The 21286-nt window shown below is 55.3% G+C and carries 20 protein-coding genes and 1 pseudogene; 17 read left to right on the top strand and 4 right to left on the bottom strand.

Annotation, left to right across the window (positions count from 1 at the left end):
- The 10 genes from hisD to torA all read left to right on the top strand — a co-directional run bounded on the left by hisD (position 1) and on the right by torA (position 10603).
- Complete coding sequence (gene hisD, locus C8D90_RS14845; protein ID WP_115459251.1) at positions 1-1323, top strand: histidinol dehydrogenase; 1323 nt, start codon at positions 1-3, stop codon at positions 1321-1323.
- Positions 1320-2429: a histidinol-phosphate transaminase gene (gene hisC, locus C8D90_RS14840; protein WP_115459250.1), complete on the top strand. Its 1110-nt coding sequence runs from the start codon at positions 1320-1322 to the stop codon at positions 2427-2429. Before hisD ends, hisC begins: the two co-directional genes overlap by 4 nt.
- Entirely contained in the window at positions 2426-3493 is a 1068-nt protein-coding gene (gene hisB, locus C8D90_RS14835; RefSeq protein WP_115459249.1) for a bifunctional histidinol-phosphatase/imidazoleglycerol-phosphate dehydratase HisB, read from the top strand. Before hisC ends, hisB begins: the two co-directional genes overlap by 4 nt.
- Positions 3493-4095, top strand: a complete 603-nt coding sequence (hisH, locus tag C8D90_RS14830; RefSeq protein WP_115459248.1) for an imidazole glycerol phosphate synthase subunit HisH — start codon at positions 3493-3495, stop codon at positions 4093-4095. Before hisB ends, hisH begins: the two co-directional genes overlap by 1 nt.
- A 6-nt stretch (positions 4096-4101) precedes the next feature.
- Positions 4102-4839 carry a 1-(5-phosphoribosyl)-5-[(5-phosphoribosylamino)methylideneamino]imidazole-4-carboxamide isomerase gene (gene hisA, locus C8D90_RS14825; protein WP_115459247.1) on the top strand — a complete coding sequence of 246 codons (738 nt, stop codon included), beginning with the start codon at positions 4102-4104 and terminating at the stop codon, positions 4837-4839.
- The gene (gene hisF / locus C8D90_RS14820; protein WP_115459246.1) at positions 4821-5597 is read left to right on the top strand and encodes an imidazole glycerol phosphate synthase subunit HisF; all 777 of its coding nucleotides are present in this window, start codon (positions 4821-4823) and stop codon (positions 5595-5597) included. The genes hisA and hisF overlap by 19 nt, the downstream gene beginning before the upstream one ends.
- Complete coding sequence (gene hisIE, locus C8D90_RS14815) at positions 5591-6202, top strand: bifunctional phosphoribosyl-AMP cyclohydrolase/phosphoribosyl-ATP diphosphatase HisIE (protein WP_115459245.1); 612 nt, start codon at positions 5591-5593, stop codon at positions 6200-6202. Before hisF ends, hisIE begins: the two co-directional genes overlap by 7 nt.
- A 117-nt stretch (positions 6203-6319) precedes the next feature.
- Complete coding sequence (locus C8D90_RS14810; RefSeq protein WP_115459244.1) at positions 6320-6586, top strand: DksA/TraR family C4-type zinc finger protein; 267 nt, start codon at positions 6320-6322, stop codon at positions 6584-6586.
- 294 nt (positions 6587-6880) lie between these two features.
- On the top strand, positions 6881-8041 hold the full coding sequence (locus C8D90_RS14805) for a NapC/NirT family cytochrome c (protein ID WP_115459243.1): 1161 nt from the start codon (positions 6881-6883) through the stop codon (positions 8039-8041).
- A 12-nt stretch (positions 8042-8053) separates the two neighbouring features.
- Positions 8054-10603, top strand: a complete 2550-nt coding sequence (torA, locus tag C8D90_RS14800) for a trimethylamine-N-oxide reductase TorA (RefSeq protein WP_115459242.1) — start codon at positions 8054-8056, stop codon at positions 10601-10603.
- A gap of 68 nt (positions 10604-10671) precedes the next feature.
- Here torA and ttdR read toward each other — a convergent pair whose 3' ends face one another.
- On the bottom strand, positions 10672-11613 hold the full coding sequence (gene ttdR / locus C8D90_RS14795) for an L-tartrate utilization transcriptional activator TtdR (RefSeq protein ID WP_115459241.1): 942 nt from the start codon (positions 11611-11613) through the stop codon (positions 10672-10674).
- A gap of 257 nt (positions 11614-11870) precedes the next feature.
- Here ttdR and ttdA point away from each other — a divergent pair, with 257 nt between their 5' ends.
- From ttdA to C8D90_RS14780, 3 genes are read left to right on the top strand one after another with little or no spacing between them, the layout of a single operon-like run.
- Positions 11871-12779 (top strand): L(+)-tartrate dehydratase subunit alpha, encoded by a 909-nt coding sequence (gene ttdA / locus C8D90_RS14790; RefSeq protein ID WP_115459240.1) that lies wholly within the window; start codon positions 11871-11873, stop codon positions 12777-12779.
- The gene (ttdB, locus tag C8D90_RS14785; protein ID WP_115459239.1) at positions 12776-13381 is read left to right on the top strand and encodes a L(+)-tartrate dehydratase subunit beta; all 606 of its coding nucleotides are present in this window, start codon (positions 12776-12778) and stop codon (positions 13379-13381) included. Before ttdA ends, ttdB begins: the two co-directional genes overlap by 4 nt.
- 44 nt (positions 13382-13425) lie before the next feature.
- A complete protein-coding gene (locus tag C8D90_RS14780) occupies positions 13426-14889 on the top strand; it encodes an anion permease (RefSeq protein ID WP_115459238.1) in 1464 nt (487 codons plus the stop codon).
- Positions 14890-14971: 82 nt separating this feature from the next.
- On the opposite strand, the gene C8D90_RS14775 is transcribed toward C8D90_RS14780, so the two are convergent.
- Positions 14972-15928 (bottom strand): hypothetical protein, encoded by a 957-nt coding sequence (locus C8D90_RS14775; RefSeq protein ID WP_115459237.1) that lies wholly within the window; start codon positions 15926-15928, stop codon positions 14972-14974.
- Between the two features lie 22 nt (positions 15929-15950).
- The gene (locus C8D90_RS14770) at positions 15951-17147 is read right to left on the bottom strand and encodes a PAAR-like domain-containing protein (protein WP_162844409.1); all 1197 of its coding nucleotides are present in this window, start codon (positions 17145-17147) and stop codon (positions 15951-15953) included.
- 315 nt (positions 17148-17462) lie between these two features.
- Between C8D90_RS14770 and C8D90_RS14765 the strand changes: the two genes are divergently transcribed.
- Positions 17463-18641, top strand: a complete 1179-nt coding sequence (locus C8D90_RS14765) for a sugar efflux transporter (protein ID WP_115459235.1) — start codon at positions 17463-17465, stop codon at positions 18639-18641.
- A gap of 188 nt (positions 18642-18829) precedes the next feature.
- Here the strand turns inward: C8D90_RS14765 and C8D90_RS14760 are convergent, their stop codons facing one another.
- Positions 18830-19372 carry a hypothetical protein gene (locus C8D90_RS14760; RefSeq protein ID WP_115459234.1) on the bottom strand — a complete coding sequence of 181 codons (543 nt, stop codon included), beginning with the start codon at positions 19370-19372 and terminating at the stop codon, positions 18830-18832.
- A gap of 647 nt (positions 19373-20019) precedes the next feature.
- Here C8D90_RS14760 and C8D90_RS14755 point away from each other — a divergent pair.
- From C8D90_RS14755 to C8D90_RS14745, 3 genes and pseudogenes are all read left to right on the top strand, one after another.
- Entirely contained in the window at positions 20020-20460 is a 441-nt protein-coding gene (locus C8D90_RS14755) for a type IV secretion protein Rhs (RefSeq protein WP_115459233.1), read from the top strand.
- An 84-nt stretch (positions 20461-20544) separates the two neighbouring features.
- The gene (locus C8D90_RS14750; RefSeq protein ID WP_115459232.1) at positions 20545-20922 is read left to right on the top strand and encodes a putative T6SS immunity periplasmic lipoprotein; all 378 of its coding nucleotides are present in this window, start codon (positions 20545-20547) and stop codon (positions 20920-20922) included.
- A 166-nt stretch (positions 20923-21088) separates the two neighbouring features.
- Positions 21089-21205 (top strand): annotated as a pseudogene (locus C8D90_RS14745) (transposase); the annotation flags it as partial.
- Positions 21206-21286: the final 81 nt, after the last annotated feature.

The raw sequence follows: 21286 nt of genomic DNA, 5'->3' as shown, positions 1-21286 counted from the left end.
ATGAGCCGATTTGACACCATTACGTTCTGGCAGACGTGCTCGCCGCAACAACAGGCGGACATTCTGCAACGCCCGGCGATCGGCGCTTCAGATCGCATCAGCGCCAGCGTAGCCGCCATCCTCGCTCAGGTGAAAGAACAGGGCGATGCCGCCCTGCGCGAACTGAGCCTGCGCTTCGACAAAACCGAGCTCACCACGCTGCGCGTCGGCGCCCGCGACATTGAGCTGGCCGGTCAACGCCTGGGAGAAGAGGTGAAGCAGGCCATGCAGCAGGCGGCGCGCAACATCGAAACCTTTCACCGCGCCCAGCAGTTGCCGGTTATCGATATCGAAACCCAGCCGGGCGTGCGTTGTCAGCAGGTCACCCGTCCGCTGGAGTCGGTCGGGCTGTACATTCCCGGCGGCTCTGCGCCGCTGCTTTCCACGGTGCTGATGCTCGGCATTCCCGCCCGCGTGGCCGGTTGCCGCCGCGTGGTGCTCTGTTCACCGCCGCCCATTGCCGATGAAATCCTCTACGCCGCCTCCCTGTGCGGCATCAGCGAAGTCTTCCAGATCGGCGGCGCGCAGGCGGTAGCCGCGCTGGCGTTCGGCACCGAGTCCGTGCCGCGGGTAGACAAAATTTTCGGGCCGGGCAACGCTTACGTTACCGAAGCCAAACGTCAGATCAGTCAACGGCTGGACGGTGCGGCCATCGACATGCCCGCCGGGCCGTCCGAAGTGCTGGTGATCGCCGACTCCGGCGCCACCCCGGCGTTTATCGCCGCCGATCTGCTTTCTCAGGCGGAGCACGGGCCGGACTCCCAGGTGATTTTGCTGACCCCCGACGCGGAAATCGCCAAGCGCGTCGCCGCCGAAGTGGAAAGCCAACTGGCCCAGTTATCACGTGCCGACATTGCCCGTCAGGCGCTGGACGCCAGCCGTCTGATCGTCACGCGCGATCTTGAACAGTGCATCGAGATCAGCAACCGCTACGGACCGGAGCACCTGATTATCCAGACCCGCGATCCGCGCGCCTGGGTAGACGCCATCACCAGCGCCGGTTCCGTATTCCTCGGCGACTGGTCGCCGGAATCCGCCGGTGATTACGCTTCCGGCACCAACCACGTCCTGCCGACCTACGGTTACACCGCCACTTACTCCAGCCTGGGGCTGGCGGATTTCCAGAAACGCATGACGGTGCAGCAACTGAGCGCGCAGGGCTTCCTGCAACTGGCGCCGGTGATTGAAACCCTGGCGCAGGCCGAACAGCTGACCGCCCACAAAAATGCCGTTACCCTGCGCGTCGAACAACTGCGCAACGCCGCCGAGGAGAATGCCCGATGAGTAAAGCGATTACCGATCTGGCCCGCGCCAACGTGCGCCAGCTGACGCCCTACCAGTCCGCGCGCCGCCTGGGCGGCAAAGGGGATGTCTGGCTCAACGCCAACGAATACCCCACCGGCAGCGCCTATCAGCTCAGCCAGGAAACGTTCAACCGTTACCCGGAGTGCCAGCCCAAAGCGGTGATTAACGCCTACGCCGACTACGCCGGGCTTAAGCCGGAACAGGTACTGACCAGCCGCGGCGCGGATGAAGGCATCGAACTGCTGATCCGCGCGTTTTGCGAACCCGGCCGGGACGCCGTGCTGTTCTGCCCGCCGACCTACGGCATGTACGGCGTCAGCGCCGAAGCCTACGGCGTGGAACGCCGCACCGTAGCGCTGCGCGAGGACTGGCAGCTGGACCTGCCCGCCATCGCCCGCAACCTTGCCAACGTGAAGCTGGTTTACGTGTGCAGCCCCAACAACCCGACCGGCAACCTGATCAATCCGTCCGACCTGCGCGAACTGCTGGCGATGACCGCCGGTAAAGCCGTCGTCGTGGCCGACGAGGCCTACATCGAATTCTGCCCGCACGCCAGCGTGGTCAGCTGGCTGGAGGAGTTTCCGCACCTGGTGGTCCTGCGCACCCTGTCCAAGGCTTTCGCCCTGGCCGGCCTGCGCTGCGGTTTTACCCTGGCCAGCGCGGAGGTGATTGAACTGCTGCTGAAGATTATCGCGCCCTATCCGCTCTCCGCCCCGGTCGCCGACATCGCCGCGCAGGCGCTCTCCCCGCAGGGCATCGCCACGATGCGTCAGCGGGTGCAAACCCTGCTGGAAAACCGCGCCGAACTGCAAAAGGCGCTGCTGACCTGCCCCTGTGTGGAGGCGGTTTACCCCGGCGAAGGCAATTACATGATCTTCCGCTGCACCGCAGCCAGTTCGGTCTTTAAATCGTTGTGGGATCAAGGCATTATTTTACGTGATCAAAGTAAACAACCCGGCTTGTCCAACTGCCTGCGCATCACTATCGGCACCCGTGAGGAAAACCAGAAGGTGATTGATGCGCTGCGCGCCCAGCCGGGCCTGACGCCCGCTTCCGCCCCGTCGTTCAGCAAGGAGACCCCGTGAACCAGAAAACATTATTCATCGATCGCGACGGCACGTTGATCGCCGAACCGCCGGAAGACTTTCAGGTCGATCGTATGGACAAGCTGGCGCTGGAGCCGGGCGTCATTCCGGCTCTGCTCAGGCTGCAACAGGCCGGTTACCGTCTGGTGATGATCACCAATCAGGACGGTCTGGGCACCGGCAGTTTTCCGCAGGCCGACTTCGACGGTCCGCATAACCTGATGATGCAGATTTTCACCTCGCAGGGCGTGGTGTTCGACGACGTGCTGATTTGCCCCCACTTGCCGGCGGACAACTGCGACTGCCGCAAGCCCAAAACCAAACTGGTGCAGCCCTGGCTGGTCCCCGGCGTCATCGACCCCGCCAACGCCTGGGTGATCGGCGATCGCGAAACCGACCTGCAACTGGCGGAGAACATGGGCATCCGCGGCCTGCGTTACGATCGCAACGCCCTGGGCTGGGAAACGATCGCCGCCGACCTGACGCGCCGCGATCGCCATGCCCGCGTGGAACGCGTCACGCGCGAAACGCAGATCGCCGTCGACGTCTGGCTGGATCGCGAAGGCGAAAGCTACATCCGCACCGGCGTGGGCTTTTTCGATCACATGCTGGATCAGATCGCCACTCACGGCGGCTTCCGGCTGAAGGTTGAAGTCAAAGGCGACCTGCACATCGACGATCACCACACGGTGGAAGACACCGGGCTGGCGCTGGGCGAAGCGCTGAAAAAAGCGCTGGGCGACAAACGCGGCATCGCGCGTTTCGGCTTCGTGCTGCCGATGGACGAGTGCCTGGCCCGCTGTGCGCTGGACATCTCCGGCCGCCCCTATCTGGTGTACAAAGCCGACTTCCACTATCAGCGCGTGGGCGATCTGAGCACCGAAATGGTAGAGCACTTTTTCCAGTCACTCTCCTACGCCATGGCCTGCACCCTGCACCTGAAAACCAAGGGCAAGAATGACCACCACCGGGTAGAAAGCCTGTTCAAAGCGTTTGGCCGCACCCTGCGTCAGGCTATCCGCGTGGAAGGCGACACCCTGCCCAGTTCCAAAGGAGTGTTGTGATGAGCGGAGCCAAACCTAACGTCGTCATTCTGGACACCGGCTGCGCCAATCTCTCCTCGGTGATGTATGCCGTGCAGCGCCTGGGTTATAAGCCGGTGGTCAGCCGCGATCCCGACATCGTCCTGACCGCCGACAAACTGTTTCTGCCGGGCGTCGGCACCGCCCAGGCGGCAATGGCGCAGCTGCACGAACGCGATCTGATCGCGCTGATTAAAGCCTGCACCCAGCCGGTGCTGGGCATCTGCCTCGGCATGCAACTGCTCGCGACCCGCAGCGACGAAGGCCGCACCAAAACCCTCGGCATTATCGACGCGCCGGTTAAGCAGATGACGGACGTCGGCCTGCCGCTGCCGCACATGGGCTGGAACCAGGTCACGCCCAAGCGCGACAACCATCTGTTCCGCGGCATTGACGAGGGCAGTTACTTCTATTTCGTCCACGGTTACGCCATGCCGTTGTGCGCCGCGACCATCGCCGAAGCGAATTACGGCGAGCCGTTCACCGCCGCGGTGCAGCAAGATAACTTTTTCGGCGTTCAGTTTCACCCGGAACGCTCCGGCGCCGCGGGTGCGCGCCTGTTGAAAAATTTCCTGGAGATGTAAGCGACGATGATTATTCCCGCTCTCGATTTAATTGACGGCAAGGTAGTGCGCCTGCACCAGGGAGACTACGGCCAACAGCGCGACTACGGCAGCGATCCGCTGCCGCGTTTGCAGGATTACCAGCAACAAGGGGCGGAAGTGCTGCACCTGGTCGATCTCACCGGCGCGAAAGATCCGGCCAAACGCCAGATCCCGCTGCTGCGTAAGTTGCTGGCCGGCGTGTCGGTGCCGGTGCAGGTCGGCGGCGGCATCCGCAGCGCCGACGACGTCAGCGCCCTGCTCGACGCCGGCGCCGCGCGCGTGGTGGTCGGCTCTACCGCGGTGCGCGATCCGCAAACCGTTCAGCAGTGGTTCACCCGCTTCGGCGCCGACGCGCTGGTGCTGGCGCTGGATGTCCGCATCCACGCCGACGGCCGTAAAAACGTCGCCGTCAGCGGCTGGCAGGAAGACTCCGGCGTAACGCTGGAGCAGGTCATCGCCAACTTTGAACCGTACGGGCTGAAGCACGTGCTGTGTACCGACATTTCGCGCGACGGCACCCTCAGCGGTTCCAATGTGGCGCTGTATCAGGAAGTTTGCCCGGCGTATCCGCAGGTGGCGTTCCAGTCCTCCGGCGGCATCGGCAGCCTGGATGATATCGCCGGCCTGCGCGGCAGCGGCGTGCAGGGCGTAATCGTCGGCCGCGCGCTGCTGGAAGGTAAATTCACCGTCAGGGAGGCCATCGCATGCTGGCAAAACGCATAATTCCCTGCCTGGACGTCCGTGACGGCCAGGTGGTTAAAGGGGTTCAGTTCCGTAATCATGAAATCATCGGCGACATCGTGCCCCTCGCCCAGCGCTACGCGCAGGAAGGCGCGGACGAACTGGTGTTTTACGACATCACCGCCTCCTCCGACGGACGCGTGGTGGATAAAAGCTGGGTATCCCGCGTCGCCGAAGTGATCGACATCCCCTTCTGCGTGGCTGGCGGGATCAAAAGCGTGGAGGATGCCGGGCAGATCCTCTCCTTCGGCGCGGATAAGATTTCCATCAACTCGCCGGCGCTGGCCGATCCCACGCTGATTTCCCGCCTGGCGGACCGCTACGGCGTGCAGTGCATCGTGGTCGGTATCGACACCTGGCACGACGCGGAAAGCGACAGCTATCAGGTCTATCAGTTTACCGGCGACGAAAAGCGCACCAAGGCCACGACCTGGCAAACGCTGGAGTGGGTGGAGGAAGTGCAAAAGCGCGGCGCAGGTGAAATCGTGCTGAACATGATGAATCAGGACGGCGTACGCAACGGGTATGATATCCGTCAGCTGCGCATGGTGCGCGAAGTCTGCAACGTGCCGCTGATCGCCTCCGGCGGCGCCGGTACGCCGGAACACTTCCTTGCCGCCTTCCGTGACGCCGACGTTGACGGCGCGCTGGCGGCCTCGGTGTTCCATAAGCAAATCATTAATATCGGCGAGCTGAAACGCTATTTGTCTGAACAGGGTGTGGAGATACGGGTGTGTTAACAGAGCAACAGAAACAGCAACTGGACTGGCAGAAAGTCGACAACCTGATGCCGGCCATCGTTCAGCACGCCGTTTCCGGCGAAGTGCTGATGATGGGTTACATGAATCAGGACGCGCTGGCGGAAACCGAGCGCAGCGGGCACGTCACCTTCTTCTCCCGTACCAAACAGCGGTTGTGGACCAAAGGGGAAAGCTCCGGCCACTTCCTGAACGCGGTCAGCATCACGCCCGACTGCGATAACGACACGCTGCTGGTGCTGGCGCATCCCGACGGCCCGACCTGCCACCGCGGCACCGACAGTTGCTTCTCCCCGGCGGCCAGCGACTGGACGTTTCTGTATCAGTTAGAGCAGTTGTTGGCCGCGCGTAAAAGCGCGGACCCGCAAAGCTCTTACACCGCACGCCTGTACGCCAGCGGCACCAAGCGCATCGCCCAGAAGGTGGGCGAAGAAGGCGTGGAAACCGCGCTGGCGGCAACGGTGCGCGACCGTGATGAGCTGGTGAATGAGGCCTCCGACCTCATTTATCATCTCCTGGTGCTGTTACAGGATCAGGATCTTGACCTGAGCAAAGTCATCGCCAACCTGCGCGCGCGCCATAAATAACCACGCTCTCCCGCCGCCCCGCCGGGCGGCGGGCTTCACACCCCGGCGTACACCGCTTGATTTCCTGCTGTTTGCCCCAATAATACCCTTATCCCCCCTTCATCTCCGGAGTGCGTTATGGCAAGCGGCTGGGCCAACGACAACGCGGTACAGGATCAAATCGACGCCACCATCGACGATGCCATCTCCCGCGCCCGCAGCCAGCTCCATCAGGGCGAAAGCGCCGAATTCTGCGAAGAGTGCGGCGAGCCAATCCCCGAAGCCCGGCGCAAGGCGCTTCCCGGCGTGCAGTTTTGCGTCAATTGTCAGGAGAAGCTCGACAAAAAGCAGTCTGCCCACAGCGGGTATAACCGCCGCGGAAGTAAAGACAGTCAGCTGAGATAGCTTACCCCATCAGACGTATTCCCCAGGTAAAAGGCCCAATCATAGACCTAACAAATATTCCCTCACAATTAACCTTATTTTTATTATGTTTTTTATTGCGTTAAATCATAAAGCAAATAAATACCATATTCTTCCTTGAACAGAAGCAGGAAAATCTGCAATTAGTTTCTTATACTTCTACCGACCTCATTCCGACTCTTATCGTATTGTTCCGACAAGGACTTTCCTGACGGAATCATGGGGTTTTAGGCAAGCGGACATATATATTAATTTATAATTAAACGGGCAAAACCTATGAGCAATAATTATCAACACGACGGTAAACGTCGTCGCAGAGGATGGCTGTGGCTGTTGTTACTGGGCATCATCATTGGTGCGGCAGGGCTGGCGGGCACTGCGACCGTGATGCATAAAACCAGCAGCACCGAGTTCTGTATTTCCTGTCACACCATGGAACAGCCGCTGGCGGAATATCAGGGCAGCGTTCATTTCCAGAACACCAAAGGCATCCGTGCAGAATGTTCTGATTGCCATGTTCCCCATGAACCGGTGGATTACTTATTAACCAAGATCGGCGCATTAAAAGATGTTTACGGTGAAATGACCGGAAAAATAGATACGCCGGAAAAGTTTGCCGCACATAAACTGGCCATGGCGCAAAGCGTTTGGGATGACCTGAAGAAAAATGATTCAGCCACCTGCCGCTCATGCCATAACTATAATGCGATGGATATTATTGCTCAGACGCCGGAAGCCCGGATTCAGCACCCGGTCGCCATCAAAAACGGTGAAACCTGTATCGACTGCCATAAAGGCGTCGCCCACATTCTGCCCGACATGAGCGGACTGGCCGCCGCAGGCGCCAGCCAACTCGCCAGCGCTGCCGCCAAAACGCCGGACACCGCCACTACCCTGTACACCATCGGTACCGAGCCGTTCTACCTCGGCACAGACGATAAACACCCTGCCGGCAACCTGATGCCCTCCACCGAAGTGAAAGTCGATAAACGCGAAGGCGATCGCGTGCTGGCGACCGTCAGCGGCTGGCAGCAGGACGGCGTGACCGAAGTCTTCTACGCCGCACAGGGCAAGCGTATTCTCAGCGTGCTGCTGGGCGAAGACGCACGTAAACAGCTTAAAACCGGCGCAGCGGCGAAAGACGCCGAAACCGGCCTGACCTGGCATCAGGTCTCCCTGCAGGTGTGGTTGCCGAAAAAGCAGCTGATCGACGATCAGCAGCAAATCTGGCATTACGCCTCAGACATGATGGCCGCCAACTGCACCGGCTGCCACGGTCTGACCGAGCTGAAGCGTTTTAACGCCAACCAGTGGATCGGCGTAGTGAAAGGCATGGCGCCCCGCACCTCCATGACGGAGGAGCAACTGCGCATCCTGACGCAGTACGTGCAGAAGCACGCCAGTGATATGCCTTCTCAACCTGCAGCTGCTCTTTAAGGGAGAAAAATAATGAAAAAACATCCTGTTTCACTGCCGGCGGACTCCGAATCCTATGAACAGCAGCCGCTGTACGTTAGCCGTCGCCGCTTTTTGCTCGGCGCCGGCGCGATGGCCGGCGCACCATTGCTGGCCGGACTGTGGCCAAAATCCGCGCTGGCAGAAGCCATCAGCCAGGCCCTGCCGCAGTTTACCGCGCTGCGCCCGGCGCAAAAAGGCATCCTGACCGGCGCCCACTGGGGCGCGTTTGAAGCCATCGTGAAAGACGGCAAAATGGTCGACGTCCAGCCCATCGCCGACGATCCCTATCCGAACGAACTGATCACCATGGCGCCGTATCAGGTGCATGCGGACAACCGGATAAAATATCCGATGGTGCGCAAAAGCTGGCTGGAAGGCGGGCCGGGCAGCCACCCGGAACTGCGCGGCCGCGATGAGTGGGTGCGGGTCAGCTGGGATAAAGCACTGACGCTGGTCGCTGATCAAATCCGCCGTCTGGAAAAAGATCACGGCCCGCAGTCAATTTATGCGGGGTCTTACGGCTGGAAAAGCGTCGGTATGCTGCATAACAGCCGTACCCTGTTGCAGCGCTGCCTGAACCTGGCGGGCGGTTTCCTCAACTACTCCGGCGACTACTCCACCGGCGCGGCGCAGGTCATCATGCCGCACGTGGTTGGCTCCGTAGAAGTTTACGAACAGCAAACCGCCTGGCCGAACGTCATCGACAACAGCACCCTGGTGATCATGTGGGGATGTAACCCGATGATCACACTGAAAAACAGCTGGAACCTGCCGGATCACGTCGGCCAGACCGGCTTTGAAGCGCTGAAGAAGAAAGGCACGCGCATGATCAGCATCGATCCGGTGCATAACGACAGCGCCCGCCACCTCGGCGCCGAGTGGATCGCCCCGCGCCCCTATACCGACAGCGCGATGATGATCGGTATCGCTCACACCCTGCTGACGGAAAACCTGCACAATCCGGAGTTCCTGAAGAACTACACCGTTGGTTTCGACAAGTTCGAAGCCTACCTGACGGGCCAGAACGACGGCGTGGTAAAAGACGCCGAATGGGCGGCGCAGATTTGCGAAGTCGACGCGGAAACCCTGCGTAAGCTGGCGCGCGATATGGCCAAACAGCGCACCATGCTGATGGGCGGCTGGGGCATCCAGCGCCAGCATCACGGGGAACAGCAGCACTGGATGCTGGTCACGCTGGCGGCCATGCTGGGCCAGATCGGCCTGCCGGGCGGCGGCTTCGGCTTCAGCTATCACTACTCTTCCGGCGGCAGCCCGACGGCCAAAGGCGGTATTCTGGCCGGTATTTCCGCCGGGCAGAACTCAGTCGGCGACAAAGACTGGCTGGCCGCCTCAACCGGCACCGGCGCCCTGACGCCGTTCCCGGTAGCGCGCATCGCCGACTGCCTGGCAAACCCCGGCAAAACCATCGATTTCAACGGCAGCAAAATCACCTACCCTGATGTGAAAATGGTGTACGTCGCCGGCGGCAACACCTTCCACCAGCATCAGGACATCAATAATCTGGTGAAGGCATGGCAGCGTCCGGAAACCATCGTCGTCAACGAGCCTTACTGGACCGCCACCGCTAAACATGCGGACATCGTTTTACCGGCCACCACCACCTATGAACGTAACGACATGGACATGGGCGGCGACTACTCCCAGCTTTACGTGTTCCCGCTGCATCAGTGCGTCCCGCCGCAGCATGAATCACGTAATGACTTCGACATTTTCGCCGGGCTGGCGGAAAAACTGGGCTTCCTGCAGGAGTTTACCGAAGGCAAGGATGAAACCCAGTGGCTGAAGGGCATGTACGACGATCTGAAGTCTCAGGCGCGCAACGCCAAGGTGGCCCTGCCGCCGTTCGACATGTTCTGGGCCTCCAATAACTACGTGCGTTTCCCGGTGCCGGAAACCAACAAGCAGTGGGTGCGCTTCGCCGACTTCCGCGAAAACCCGCTGCTGAACCCGCTGGGAACGCCGTCGGGCAAGATTGAGATCTACTCCGACACCATCGCTAAAATGGGCTACGACGACTGCAAAGCCATTCCGACCTGGATGCCGCCCCACGAGTGGTATAAAGGGCCGGAAGCGGAGAAGTATCCGCTGTCGCTCAACACCGGGCATCCGATTAACCGCCTGCACTCTCAGCTGGACAATACGCCGCTGCGTAAGAAATACGCCGTTGCGGATCGCGAAGCGATTTGGCTGCATCCGGCGGACGCCAAACAACGGGGTATCGGGGATGGCGATCTGGTACGCGCATTTAACGATCGCGGGCAGATTCTGGTCGGCGCGGTGGTCACGGAGAACGTGCGTCAGGGCGTGGTGCGTATCAGCGAGGGGGCATGGTTTGACCCGGCCGATCCGTCTCAGCCCGGTTCGCTGTGTAAAAACGGCAACGTGAACTGCTTAACGTTTGATATCGGTTCGTCCAGCCTGGCGCAGGGGAACTGCGGTCAGATGGCGCAGCTTGAAATAGAGAAATACACCGGGCCGGCATTAACCAATACCGCGCACTCGGTGCCGGCCGGAGGATAATCCTTCCGCTGAAACACGCAGCCCCGTCATGCAATGGCGGGGCTTTTTTGTTGGGTTTAAGACAATCTCTACGGAGTTTCACCCGCAGGCTGTTTTTCCTCCGGCGCGCCAAACACCCGCCGGCAATATTCCGTCAAAAACTCCACGCACACCCGCAGCTTTACGCTTTGGTACAACGGCTCCTGATACACCGCCCAGATATTGGCGCTTTGCCCGTACTCCGGCAGCACCGGCACCAGTTCACCCCGTTCCAGAAACGGCAACACATCCCATTGCGAACGCAGCATGATGCCCTTACCTTCCAGCGCCCAGCGCAGAACGATCTCGCCGCTGTTGGAGGAAAGATGCCCGGATATTTTTACCGACCTTTTCTCTTTTCCATTATCTAATTCCCATACGCCCTGCGTCATATCCCGTTCTTTGGTAATTAAACAATCATGCTCCGACAGCTTATTCAGTGAATCGGGTATTCCGCGTTTTTCTATATATGCCGGCGCGGCACATAATATCCGGCGATTTTTCGCCAGCAGACGGGCAATGTAATTTTCCGGGATATCATCATTAATTCGGATATCGAGATCGATTTCGTCACGGCTTAAATCTATTTGCCGGTCAAACAACTCAAAATGAATCTGTAATTCCGGATACAAACGCATAAGTTCCGTGATCGCCGGCGCGATATGCGCCCGCCCGAATCCGAAGCTGCAACCGATGCGAATCATCCCCGCCGGGCGGGTTTTCATCAGCGTGACGTCGTCCATCAGCGTCTGTAAACGGGTGAGGATCTCCAGGCCATGCTCATAACAACAGCGCCCGCTCTCCGTCAGCGCAATGCCGTGCGCGGATCGGCTCAGCAGCGTGGTGCCCAGCGCCGATTCCAGAATGTGTATCCGCTTGGTCACGAACGCCGGCGTTTGCCCCAGCTTCTCCGCCGCACCGCTGAAGCTGCCGCAGTGCACGATCTCCACCAGGACCTGAAGATCCTTGGGAAGAGGGTAAAGGTTCAGCATAATAGATTTACTCCGGCAGCCATTTCCCGCCAGTGTAACGACTTTCCGGACGTTAACTTTGATTAAACACAATCCGTAATGAAGTTAGCGGCATCTGTTTTCTTACCCCGTTATTCAAATATTAAATTCACGAATCGTTAATTTAATATTCACGCCGCCCAGCGGAATAAAACCACACGCTTTGTGTTAGTTTGAATTTGAACCTTTTATTTATTTTTCGCCCTATCCAGATTCAATTAAATACTGGAGTCATCCCCATGAGCAAATTCAATAAACAGGAAGAGATTGGCAAACTGACGCAGATCGTCGCCGATTTCACCGCCATGATATCCACCCGCATGCCGGACGATGTGGTGGACAAGCTAAAAGCGCTACGCGAGGCAGAAACATCGGCAATGGGAAAGATCATCTATCACACGATGTTCGACAACATGCAGAAAGCCATTGATTTGAACCGCCCCGCCTGTCAGGACACCGGTGAAATCATGTTTTTCGTCAAGGTAGGGTCGCGCTTCCCCTATCTGGGCGAGCTGCAGGCCGTGCTGAAGCAGGCCGTTGAGGACGCAACGGTGAAAGCGCCGCTGCGCCACAACGCCGTGGAGATCTTTGACGAGGTTAACACCGGCAAGAATACCGGCAGCGGCGTGCCCTGGGTGACCTGGGATATCATCCCCGATGGCGAAGAAGCGGAAATCGAGGTGTATATGGCCGGGGGCGGCTGCACCCTGCCCGGCCGTTCGAAGGTGCTGATGCCCTCGGAAGGCTATGAAGGCGTGGTGAAGTTCGTGTTCGAAAATATCTCCACGCTGGCGGTCAATGCCTGCCCGCCGGTGCTGGTCGGCGTGGGTATCGCCACCTCGGTGGAAACCGCGGCGGTGTTGTCACGCAAGGCCGTGCTGCGCCCCATCGGCAGCCGCCATCCCAACCCCAAAGCTGCGGAGCTTGAGCTGCGCCTGGAAGAGGGGCTGAACCGCCTGGGAATCGGCCCGCAGGGGTTGACCGGCAACAGCTCGGTGATGGGGGTGCATATCGAATCCGCCGCCCGCCACCCTTCCACCATCGGCGTCGCGGTTTCGACCGGCTGCTGGGCGCACCGCCGCGGCACCCTGCTGGTGCATGCCGATCTGTCCTTCGAAAACATTTCCCACACCCGGAGCGCGTTATGAAAAAGATCCTGACTACCCCAATCAGCGCCGACGATCTGGCCGACATCCGCGCCGGCGATGTGATTTACCTGACCGGCACGCTGGTGACCTGCCGCGACGTGTGCCACCGCCGCCTGATAGAACTTAAACGCCCCATCCCCTACGACCTGCGCGGCAAAGCCATTTTCCACGCCGGCCCCATCGTGCGTAAAAACGGCGATAAGTGGGAAATGGTGTCCATCGGCCCGACCACCAGCATGCGTATGGAAGCGTTTGAGAAAGAGTTTATCGGGCAAACCGGCGTACGCCTGATCGTCGGCAAGGGCGGCATGGGGCCGCTGACCGAAGCGGGCTGCCGCGAGCATAAGGCGCTGCACGTTATTTTCCCCGCCGGCTGCGCGGTGCTGGCGGCCACGCAGGTAGAGGAGATCGAAGAAGTGCACTGGACCGAACTGGGCATGCCGGAATCACTGTGGGTATGCCGGGTTAAAGAGTTCGGGCCGCTGATCGTTTCTATCGATACGCAAGGCAACAACCTGATCGCCGAAAACAAAAAACTGTTTGCCGAACGCCGTGAGCCGATCGTCGAAGAGATCTGCCAACACGTGCATTACATCAAGTAGCCCGCCGGGAGGCGGTTCGCCTCCCGTTTTTACAGGATGTCACCATGGATACCCTTCGTCACGTCTGGCGGTATCTGGCGCCGCTCGCGGTGATTATCGTCATCGCGCTGATACCGGCTCCCGCCGGCCTGGAACCACACGCCTGGCTCTATTTCGCCGTCTTTATGGGCGTTATCGTCGGCCTGATTCTCGAACCGCTGCCCGGCGCCGTGGTGGCGATGATCGGCATTTCCATCATCGCCATTCTCTCACCCTGGCTGTTGTTCAGCCCGCAGCAGCTGGCCCAGGACGGCTTCAGATTTACCTCAAAGGCCCTTTCCTGGGCGGTTTCCGGCTTTTCCAACTCCGTCATCTGGCTGATTTTCGCCGCCTTCATGTTCGGCACCGGTTATGAGAAAACCGGACTGGGCCGGCGCATCGCGCTGCACCTGGTGCGCAAGATGGGGCACAAGACGCTGTTTCTCGGCTACGCGGTCATGCTGTCCGAACTAGTGCTGGCGCCGGTCACGCCGTCCAACTCGGCGCGCGGGGCCGGGATCATCTACCCCATCATCCGCAACCTGCCACCGCTGTATGATTCTCAGCCCAACGGACCGAGCGCGCGCAGCATCGGCTCGTACATCATGTGGATGGGCATCACCGCCGACTGCGTTACCAGCGCAGTCTTCCTCACCGCGATGGCGCCCAACCTGCTGCTGGTCGGGCTGATGAAAAGCGCCTCCGGCAGCGCCCTGAGTTGGGGAGAGTGGTTTCTCGGCATGCTGCCGCTAAGCATTCTGCTGATTCTGCTGGTGCCGTGGCTGGCTTACGTGTTGTATCCGCCCACGCTGAAAGCCGGGGAACAGGTGCCGAAGTGGGCGCGGGAAGAGCTCAGCGCAATGGGGCCGCTCAGCGGCCGTGAAAAGCGCATGCTGGTGCTGATGGTCGGCGCCCTGTTGTTGTGGATATTCGGCGGGGAGTACATTGATGCAGCGATGGTGGGCTATAGCGTCGTGGCGCTGATGCTGGTGACCAAAATCATTCGCTGGGACGATATTGTCAGCAACAAGTCTGCCTGGAACGTGTTCTTCTGGCTGGCGTCGTTGATTACGCTGGCAACCGGCCTGAATAATACCGGCTTTATCGTCTGGTTCGGCGAACGACTGGCACACGGGCTGGCAGGTTTCCCGCCGCTGATGGTGATGATAGCGCTGATTGCGGTGTTTTACCTGCTGCGCTACTTCTTCGCCAGCGCCACTGCATACACCTCGGCTCTGGCGCCGATGATGATCGCTGCTGCGATGGCGATACCGGGTATTTCGCTGCCCGTCTTCTGCCTGATGGTCGGCGCAGCTATCGGCCTGGGCAGCATCCTGACGCCCTACGCTACCGGCCCCAGCCCGATTTACTATGGTAGTGGCTACTTACCCACCGCCGATTACTGGCGGCTGGGCGCGATTTTCGGCGGGTTGTTTTTGATCCTGTTGATATTGACCGGGCTGTTTTGGATGCCGTGGGTGCTGGGGTGAGTTTTACCGTAACGGGCCGGAGTTACCGGCCTGTTTTTTTATATTTCGATATTCGCGCAGCTATCTCTTCCCCGCCATCGGGCTACATACGGCCGGGTACGATGGTATGCCACTGTCGTCCATCAAAGGTCCTGACGCTTTTACTGCCCGCGACCAATAAAAAACCGGCGCTGCAGTCCATACTTCCCATCAGGGTCAGCTCACTATCCTGGCTGGTGACATTCTCTTCCAGCGTCTTTCCGTCCCAGCAGAAAAAATCAAAAGGTCCGCAGCCCCAAAGCCGGTTATCAAACCAACATAAATCATGGATGTAATTCGCCAGACTGAGTTCATGAACGGCTTCCCATTGATTAAGACGCCCTTTCCACAGTTTGTATCGTGATGCCACATAGACAAACCCCTCTTCTGCACAGCATACGGCGGTCAGTTTGTCGTTGGTCGGGAAACCGCACTGATGCCACAGAGTGCCGTCGTAATGCCATATATCGCCCAGGCCACCCACCGCGTAGATGTCATTCTGGCTGAAACCATCAATGCCGAGAAAACCGACCTCATCATGATGCGGGGACGAAGGGTTCTTAACCAGCCCGGCATCTACAGCGATCCACTGATCGATACCCGTCCGTTTGAAAATCTCCCTTTTACTTCCCGTCGCCCATATATAGCCACCAATATTTTTTGACTTCGTAATGACGCACATCTCATCGCGCTTAATGGACTCCGTAGGCCAAACGCTCCTGCCTCCACCGACAGGAACAACCGAGCCGCCTAAAACCTGAATGATGACGCCTTGCTTCAGCGGTTGTTCCGAAATGCCGATTGTCGCCCAGAATGACTCATCGAAATTCACATAGCCGTATTCTATTTTCTCATTGACCTGCGCCAGTATTAATACCCGCATTTTGGCGATTTGCTCTTCATGCTTCCTGTCTTCTTCGGCCAGAAGGTAGATTTTATTTTCTCCATGAATCGCACAGTCTTTGAATGAATAGCCTTCACAGAATTCAGACCAAAATTGTTTAGAGATCATTGCCTGCATAAATAATACCCCTCAGAGAATATTAATCAAAAATACCCGACATTGAAGAGCCAGAGCTATTACTGCTAACGCCTAATTTATTTTGGTTGGCCGTTACATAGCTATCACTGTCTCCTTTGCATGCATATTTATGACCACTCTGATCAACGGTATATACTTCTGTTTTTGGATCCATCCCGCATTCTTCATTATAATAACTCTTTAATTGCTGCTGAATACAATCCGGCTCACATCCATATTCAGCCGCAACAAAACGCGAAGACAACTCTATTGACTTATCTAGTGGAATTTTTGTCGGATATTTTGGACTTCCCATAGGATCCATATTATCAGTCATATAGTTCAGAAACTCTTTAGCTATATCATGATGTATTTCCTGATGAGAGCCCATATGTTGCCTTTTCCCTTCCATACATATATTAGGTGCCGCACCTATACTGTACTTAGAACTGAATGGAGATGACTGCGTTCTCTTAACGCCACATGGTTTAAACATAGAATCAGCTAAAAGGTGATGAGGTGTCTGACCATTACAACACCCTGTACCATCCTGTTCTCCGCCATTATCATAAGGTATTAGTCGACACTTTAGAGCTTTAACACAAGATCCTTCTTCTTTTGCAGCCCTCATCTGTTGACTTAACCTCCCCTCATCCTCCGTATAACCATCAAATACAGGAGGACAATTAGTTTCATTCCAGTTTTTTCCCTCATCTGGTGTGTCACAACTATCCCTAATATTTTTCCTTTCTGTCTCGCAAGGATCGCCTGCAGTTGATCCCTTCGCTCTATCATCCAGGAATGGAAAAGGTGGGGTATTCCCCGTGAAGCTACCATGATTATGTGTCATGATATCAAAGTTGCGGCATACCCCCTTTCCTTCAAACTTCACGTTCATTGACCACTGATTATAATAAGTCTTACCTTTAATTTTCTTGGTAAGAACCCCCTTCATAAATGCCGGAGTCGCAGGTTCGTTCCCTGTGCTCGTAGAGAAATAGGAGCGGTCAGTCAACGCAACGGCGCTACGTTTTATCAAGACCGTTGAACTCCCCTTCTTTAAAGAGGAAGGCTTGGCGAAATTTGGATAAGGTACAACAATCGGCCCTGTAGGTGGGGGAGGCGGACTCCAGCAAGGATCCGGAAATGCACTTGACGTTTTTCCATCAGCGGCTTTACAGCTAACTTCATTTCCATTTGCATACACATGCGTCGACATTCCTTCTCTCCTGCCCATCTACCAAATAGAAAATTGCTATTTAATCCTTATAAAGATCCATTCTTGATGGAATCATAACTCAATAAAATAAGCAATCAGCTATAACTGAAACATGAAGTAAGTTTTCTTGAACTGATTTTTATCCCTTCAAACGCCAGTAAAGCCTTCTTTTCCTTTGTCACTCCTTGTATAACATTTTTACGTCCAGCCGTCTGAAACACCTTTTCATTTATCATATTCAGGCGTACTATTCCGCCTCTGTTTAAAATTTATCCTTAACAACGTTGTTGTTATTATATTGTTGTCATTACGTTTATGCGCATCCATTCTGCGGCAGTCCGCCGCTTGCCGGACACCACTTCCTCAGCGTTTTTGATCGTCGCGTTCCTCACCGGCATCGCCGGCGCATTGCAAACGCCGACCCTGAGCCTGTTCCTTTCCACAGAAGTCATCGACAGCCCGTTTATGGTGGGGTTGTTCTACACCGGCAGCGCGGTGATCGGGATTATCGTCAGCCAACTGCTGGCGACCTACTCCGACCGGGCCGGCGACCGCAAACGTCTGATCCTGCTCTGCTGCCTGCTGGGCGCCGCCGGGTGCCTGCTGTATGCCTATAACCGTAATTACTACATTTTGTTGTTTATCGGGGTGATCCTGACCAGCTTCGGCTCCACCGCCAACCCGCAAATGTTCGCCCTGGCGCGGGAATACGCCGAAAAAACCGGCAAAGAAGCGGTGATGTTCAGCTCCATCCTGCGTGCGCAGGTCTCCCTGGCCTGGGTGATCGGCCCGCCTATCGCCTTTGCGCTGGCGCTGGGCTTCGGCTTTCCGTTTATGTACCTTGCAGCTACGGTGACGTTCCTCGGCTGCGGCGTGATCGTCTGGTATCTGCTGCCCTCCATGCCCAAGCCTAAAGTCCGCACCACAGAGGCGCTTGAAGCCCCGCGCCGCAACCGGCGCGATACCCTGTTGCTGTTCGCCGCCTGTTCCCTGATGTGGACCAGCAACAGCATGTACATCATCAATATGCCGCTGTACCTGGTGCGAGAACTGCAACTGCCGGAGAAACTGGCCGGGGTCATGATGGGAACGGCTGCCGGGTTGGAAATCCCGACGATGCTGATCGCCGGTTATTACGCTCAGCGCTTCGGTAAGCGCCTGATGATGCGTATCGCTTTGGTGGCAGGCATCGTGTTTTATGTCGGTATGCTGATGTTCACCGCGCCCTGGCAGTTACTGATCCTGCAGGCGATGAACGCTGTGTTTATTGGCATTCTGGCCGGGATCGGAATGCTTTATTTTCAGGATTTAATGCCCGGGCAGGCTGGAGCAGCGACTACGCTGTTTACTAACTCGACCCGCGTCGGGTGGATTATTGCCGGGTCGATCGCCGGGGTGGTAGCGGAGTTCTGGAGCTATCATGGCGTGTTTTTCGTGTCAGTGGGGTTAATCGCTGCCGGGTTGGGATGTATGTGGAAGATCAAAGATGTGTGAAGGGGGAATGGTTTTACGCGTTGTGAGTGGTGGTCACGCTAACTGCGTAATTTGTATCTGCTGCGGACCAGGTCTGGCGGTGGCTCGGTTAAATCTGAAAGTCCGCTGAGAGCGAGGAGCGGAAGTTAATTCTTACACATAGCTTTAACGAAATGTATCCGCCCCAAAGTATGACGATGCATATTTTATTAAGAGTCAGTATCTGGCATTGGATATTTTAACTCAACCTCAGGAGCATCTGTTAAAACCCTGCCTGATCGGGCCATTAAATACCCGGCAATTTCTTCAGCTGATAGATTAATATGCAACATTTCAGGATTCTGGAACCAGCTATTGGGCCAAAAAATAAGGTCTGAAGGGTTACCATCAAAATTTTTCTTAAGCAATGAAAGCGCAAAATTTTGTTCGGATTCGTTGCCCTCGCAGTCGCATAGAAACTTGATTGTTTGAATCAATTCATTCCATGTAAAATCTGGATAAAACTTCTCCACATTAAAGGCCATTTTGGTAAATTCCCTCGCACAAGTCCAGGAGGAGAAATCGCTGAAATCAGAAAACGCATAGGGGCATGTAACCTGGCTGTTCCATTCAGCCATCATGGCTACTAAAACAGGGTCTTCTTGATCCGAACCCTCATCAATTTTTGAAAGTATCATCTCGGCTTTTTTTGCAAGCTCATTAATTATTTCGCTACCGACTTTGGTTGGTCTCATTCTTTCGGGCAATGGCATTATTTCAATCCTTGTAAAAGTTACATATAAAACCAATGGATCTGAAACAATACCACAAATGCTTCTAGCGAGCTAATAAATATAATTTCTCTCACTAAAAAAATGAAAATAGCTTTCTGCAAAAACATTAATCACAATACAGATACCTCTGTAGTACTCTTTTGACACGAAATAGTCGACTGAAACCCGATCAGACATCTTAGAACGAAAAATGGGCGTCAAAGCAGCCATTCGCAATAATCAGATTTTATAGTTCTCCTTTCCTCTAAGGCCCATCTCATCAGCCATCATTAATTAATCGTCAGCCCCAGTGTTAAATATTCCGAATAAGGATCTAAGTAACCCTGTGCGATAGCTAAAGATCATGCCACGATAACTAATTGATTACAAAAAGATTATTGTGTCGACATCAACACGTTCATATGGCTTTTATGCGAGGTCAACTCGTCATCGCGTCAGCAATCGATATCTACCATCCATATACTGTGTTGCATTTATCCCGTAAAGCCGTGCAAATCCACACACGTGCAATTTGAGAAGCTGCTCCCAGTAGTTGATTCCATTAGTTATGTTTAAGAAGCACCCTATTGATTTGTTGGTCAAAAAGCGGTCTGATTACCAATTGTTCTGGATTGAGAGATACATTGATGAGACAGGAACAAGAAGAAGGGATCAAAAGAGCGCTAACACTTGGCGAGATTACAATGGCTCGGTCTGTATATGGCAACATAATCAACTACACCAAAATAGTTGTTCATTGTGATTCCTATTTTCCATTTGGAGCACAACCAAAATACACAGCAATGGCACCTAATGGTGAACTTTGGTTTAGAAAAGAGCTGTATTGGAAAGATTTTGCATTTGCAGATAAGGAAGACCAACACACATTCATTCATGAAATGGCTCATGTATGGCAACATCAAAAAGGTATATGGGTACGTACACGCGGCCTTTTTAGCGGACTTGTCAGTTACTACTATAAACTCGAAAAAACACGTTTGAACGATTATGGAATGGAACAACAGGCAAGTATCATCGCCGATTATTGGTATTTGAAAACATATGGCGTGAATGTTTTTTTTTGCTAATCCTGAAAGACGGTATATTGGGGTCGTAGATAAAACTACTTTATCCAAATTTCAACCAATTATAAAAAGTGCAGGGCTGCCATTATGAAAAAACATTTACTCCTTTTTGTTCCTTTATTCTTATCTGGTTGCCCGATGGGAGATAGAATTAATCAACATCCAGCACAAGCAGAGGTTATTAACGGTAAGCTCTGTGTATTTGTTAACCAGAAAAATGTTGTAAAAAATGAAAATATACTAAATGTACGAATCTGGAAGGGCGGAAATAACAAATATGTTTATGATAAATCATATGCTATGAATCCAATTCCTTTAGAAGCTGGAAAATGTATACCAGAAATCAGTGATTTTAATTTTGTATCAGGAGCTATATATAGCATCACCATCCAAACACCTCTAAACCCATATAAAACCAAGTTTATCTTTAACAAAGACGGCGATGAAGTCAGGTTAGAGAAATAGTAATATAGTACAATTAATGACCAGTCAATCCCGTCCGTTTTTTATCTATATCAGGGGATGCAGTGAGCAGCATATGTTGTATCTCAGGCATGGTAAACATCAGGACGGGTCTGATGACTGGCAAATCTATTGCTGCGGGCCAGGTCTAACGGTGGCTCGGTTAAATCTGAAAGTCCGCGAGGAGCAAAAATTAAAGATTCAGAGAGTTCTGAAAGAAGTCGAAGGTGGCCGGCATGTGAAGGATATTTGCCGTGAAAACGGTATTTCTAAAGCTAGCTACTACATCTATGGACTACCTCCGTTTTGCAAGCACTGATTCTGGTTTTGGGTTGTTGCTTACATCTATCCGGCATCAGGAAAACCT

It is taken from the genome of Enterobacillus tribolii (assembly GCF_003363015.1).
Lineage (GTDB): Bacteria > Pseudomonadota > Gammaproteobacteria > Enterobacterales > Enterobacteriaceae > Enterobacillus > Enterobacillus tribolii.
The sequence above is the reverse complement of the archived record's forward strand: the minus strand, read 5'-3'. Positions and strand labels throughout refer to the sequence as shown.

Coding starts and splice junctions, on each gene's coding strand:
- hisD (WP_115459251.1), top strand. CDS start 1: ATGAGCCGATTTGACACCATTACGTTCTGGCAGACGTGCTCGCCGCAA.
- hisC (WP_115459250.1), top strand. CDS start 1,320: ATGAGTAAAGCGATTACCGATCTGGCCCGCGCCAACGTGCGCCAGCTG.
- hisH (WP_115459248.1), top strand. CDS start 3,493: ATGAGCGGAGCCAAACCTAACGTCGTCATTCTGGACACCGGCTGCGCC.
- hisA (WP_115459247.1), top strand. CDS start 4,102: ATGATTATTCCCGCTCTCGATTTAATTGACGGCAAGGTAGTGCGCCTG.
- hisF (WP_115459246.1), top strand. CDS start 4,821: ATGCTGGCAAAACGCATAATTCCCTGCCTGGACGTCCGTGACGGCCAG.
- C8D90_RS14810 (WP_115459244.1), top strand. CDS start 6,320: ATGGCAAGCGGCTGGGCCAACGACAACGCGGTACAGGATCAAATCGAC.
- C8D90_RS14805 (WP_115459243.1), top strand. CDS start 6,881: ATGAGCAATAATTATCAACACGACGGTAAACGTCGTCGCAGAGGATGG.
- torA (WP_115459242.1), top strand. CDS start 8,054: ATGAAAAAACATCCTGTTTCACTGCCGGCGGACTCCGAATCCTATGAA.
- ttdR (WP_115459241.1), bottom strand. CDS start 11,613: ATGCTGAACCTTTACCCTCTTCCCAAGGATCTTCAGGTCCTGGTGGAG.
- ttdA (WP_115459240.1), top strand. CDS start 11,871: ATGAGCAAATTCAATAAACAGGAAGAGATTGGCAAACTGACGCAGATC.
- ttdB (WP_115459239.1), top strand. CDS start 12,776: ATGAAAAAGATCCTGACTACCCCAATCAGCGCCGACGATCTGGCCGAC.
- C8D90_RS14780 (WP_115459238.1), top strand. CDS start 13,426: ATGGATACCCTTCGTCACGTCTGGCGGTATCTGGCGCCGCTCGCGGTG.
- C8D90_RS14775 (WP_115459237.1), bottom strand. CDS start 15,928: ATGCAGGCAATGATCTCTAAACAATTTTGGTCTGAATTCTGTGAAGGC.
- C8D90_RS14770 (WP_162844409.1), bottom strand. CDS start 17,147: ATGTCGACGCATGTGTATGCAAATGGAAATGAAGTTAGCTGTAAAGCC.
- C8D90_RS14765 (WP_115459235.1), top strand. CDS start 17,463: ATGCGCATCCATTCTGCGGCAGTCCGCCGCTTGCCGGACACCACTTCC.
- C8D90_RS14760 (WP_115459234.1), bottom strand. CDS start 19,372: ATGCCATTGCCCGAAAGAATGAGACCAACCAAAGTCGGTAGCGAAATA.
- C8D90_RS14755 (WP_115459233.1), top strand. CDS start 20,020: ATGAGACAGGAACAAGAAGAAGGGATCAAAAGAGCGCTAACACTTGGC.
- C8D90_RS14750 (WP_115459232.1), top strand. CDS start 20,545: ATGAAAAAACATTTACTCCTTTTTGTTCCTTTATTCTTATCTGGTTGC.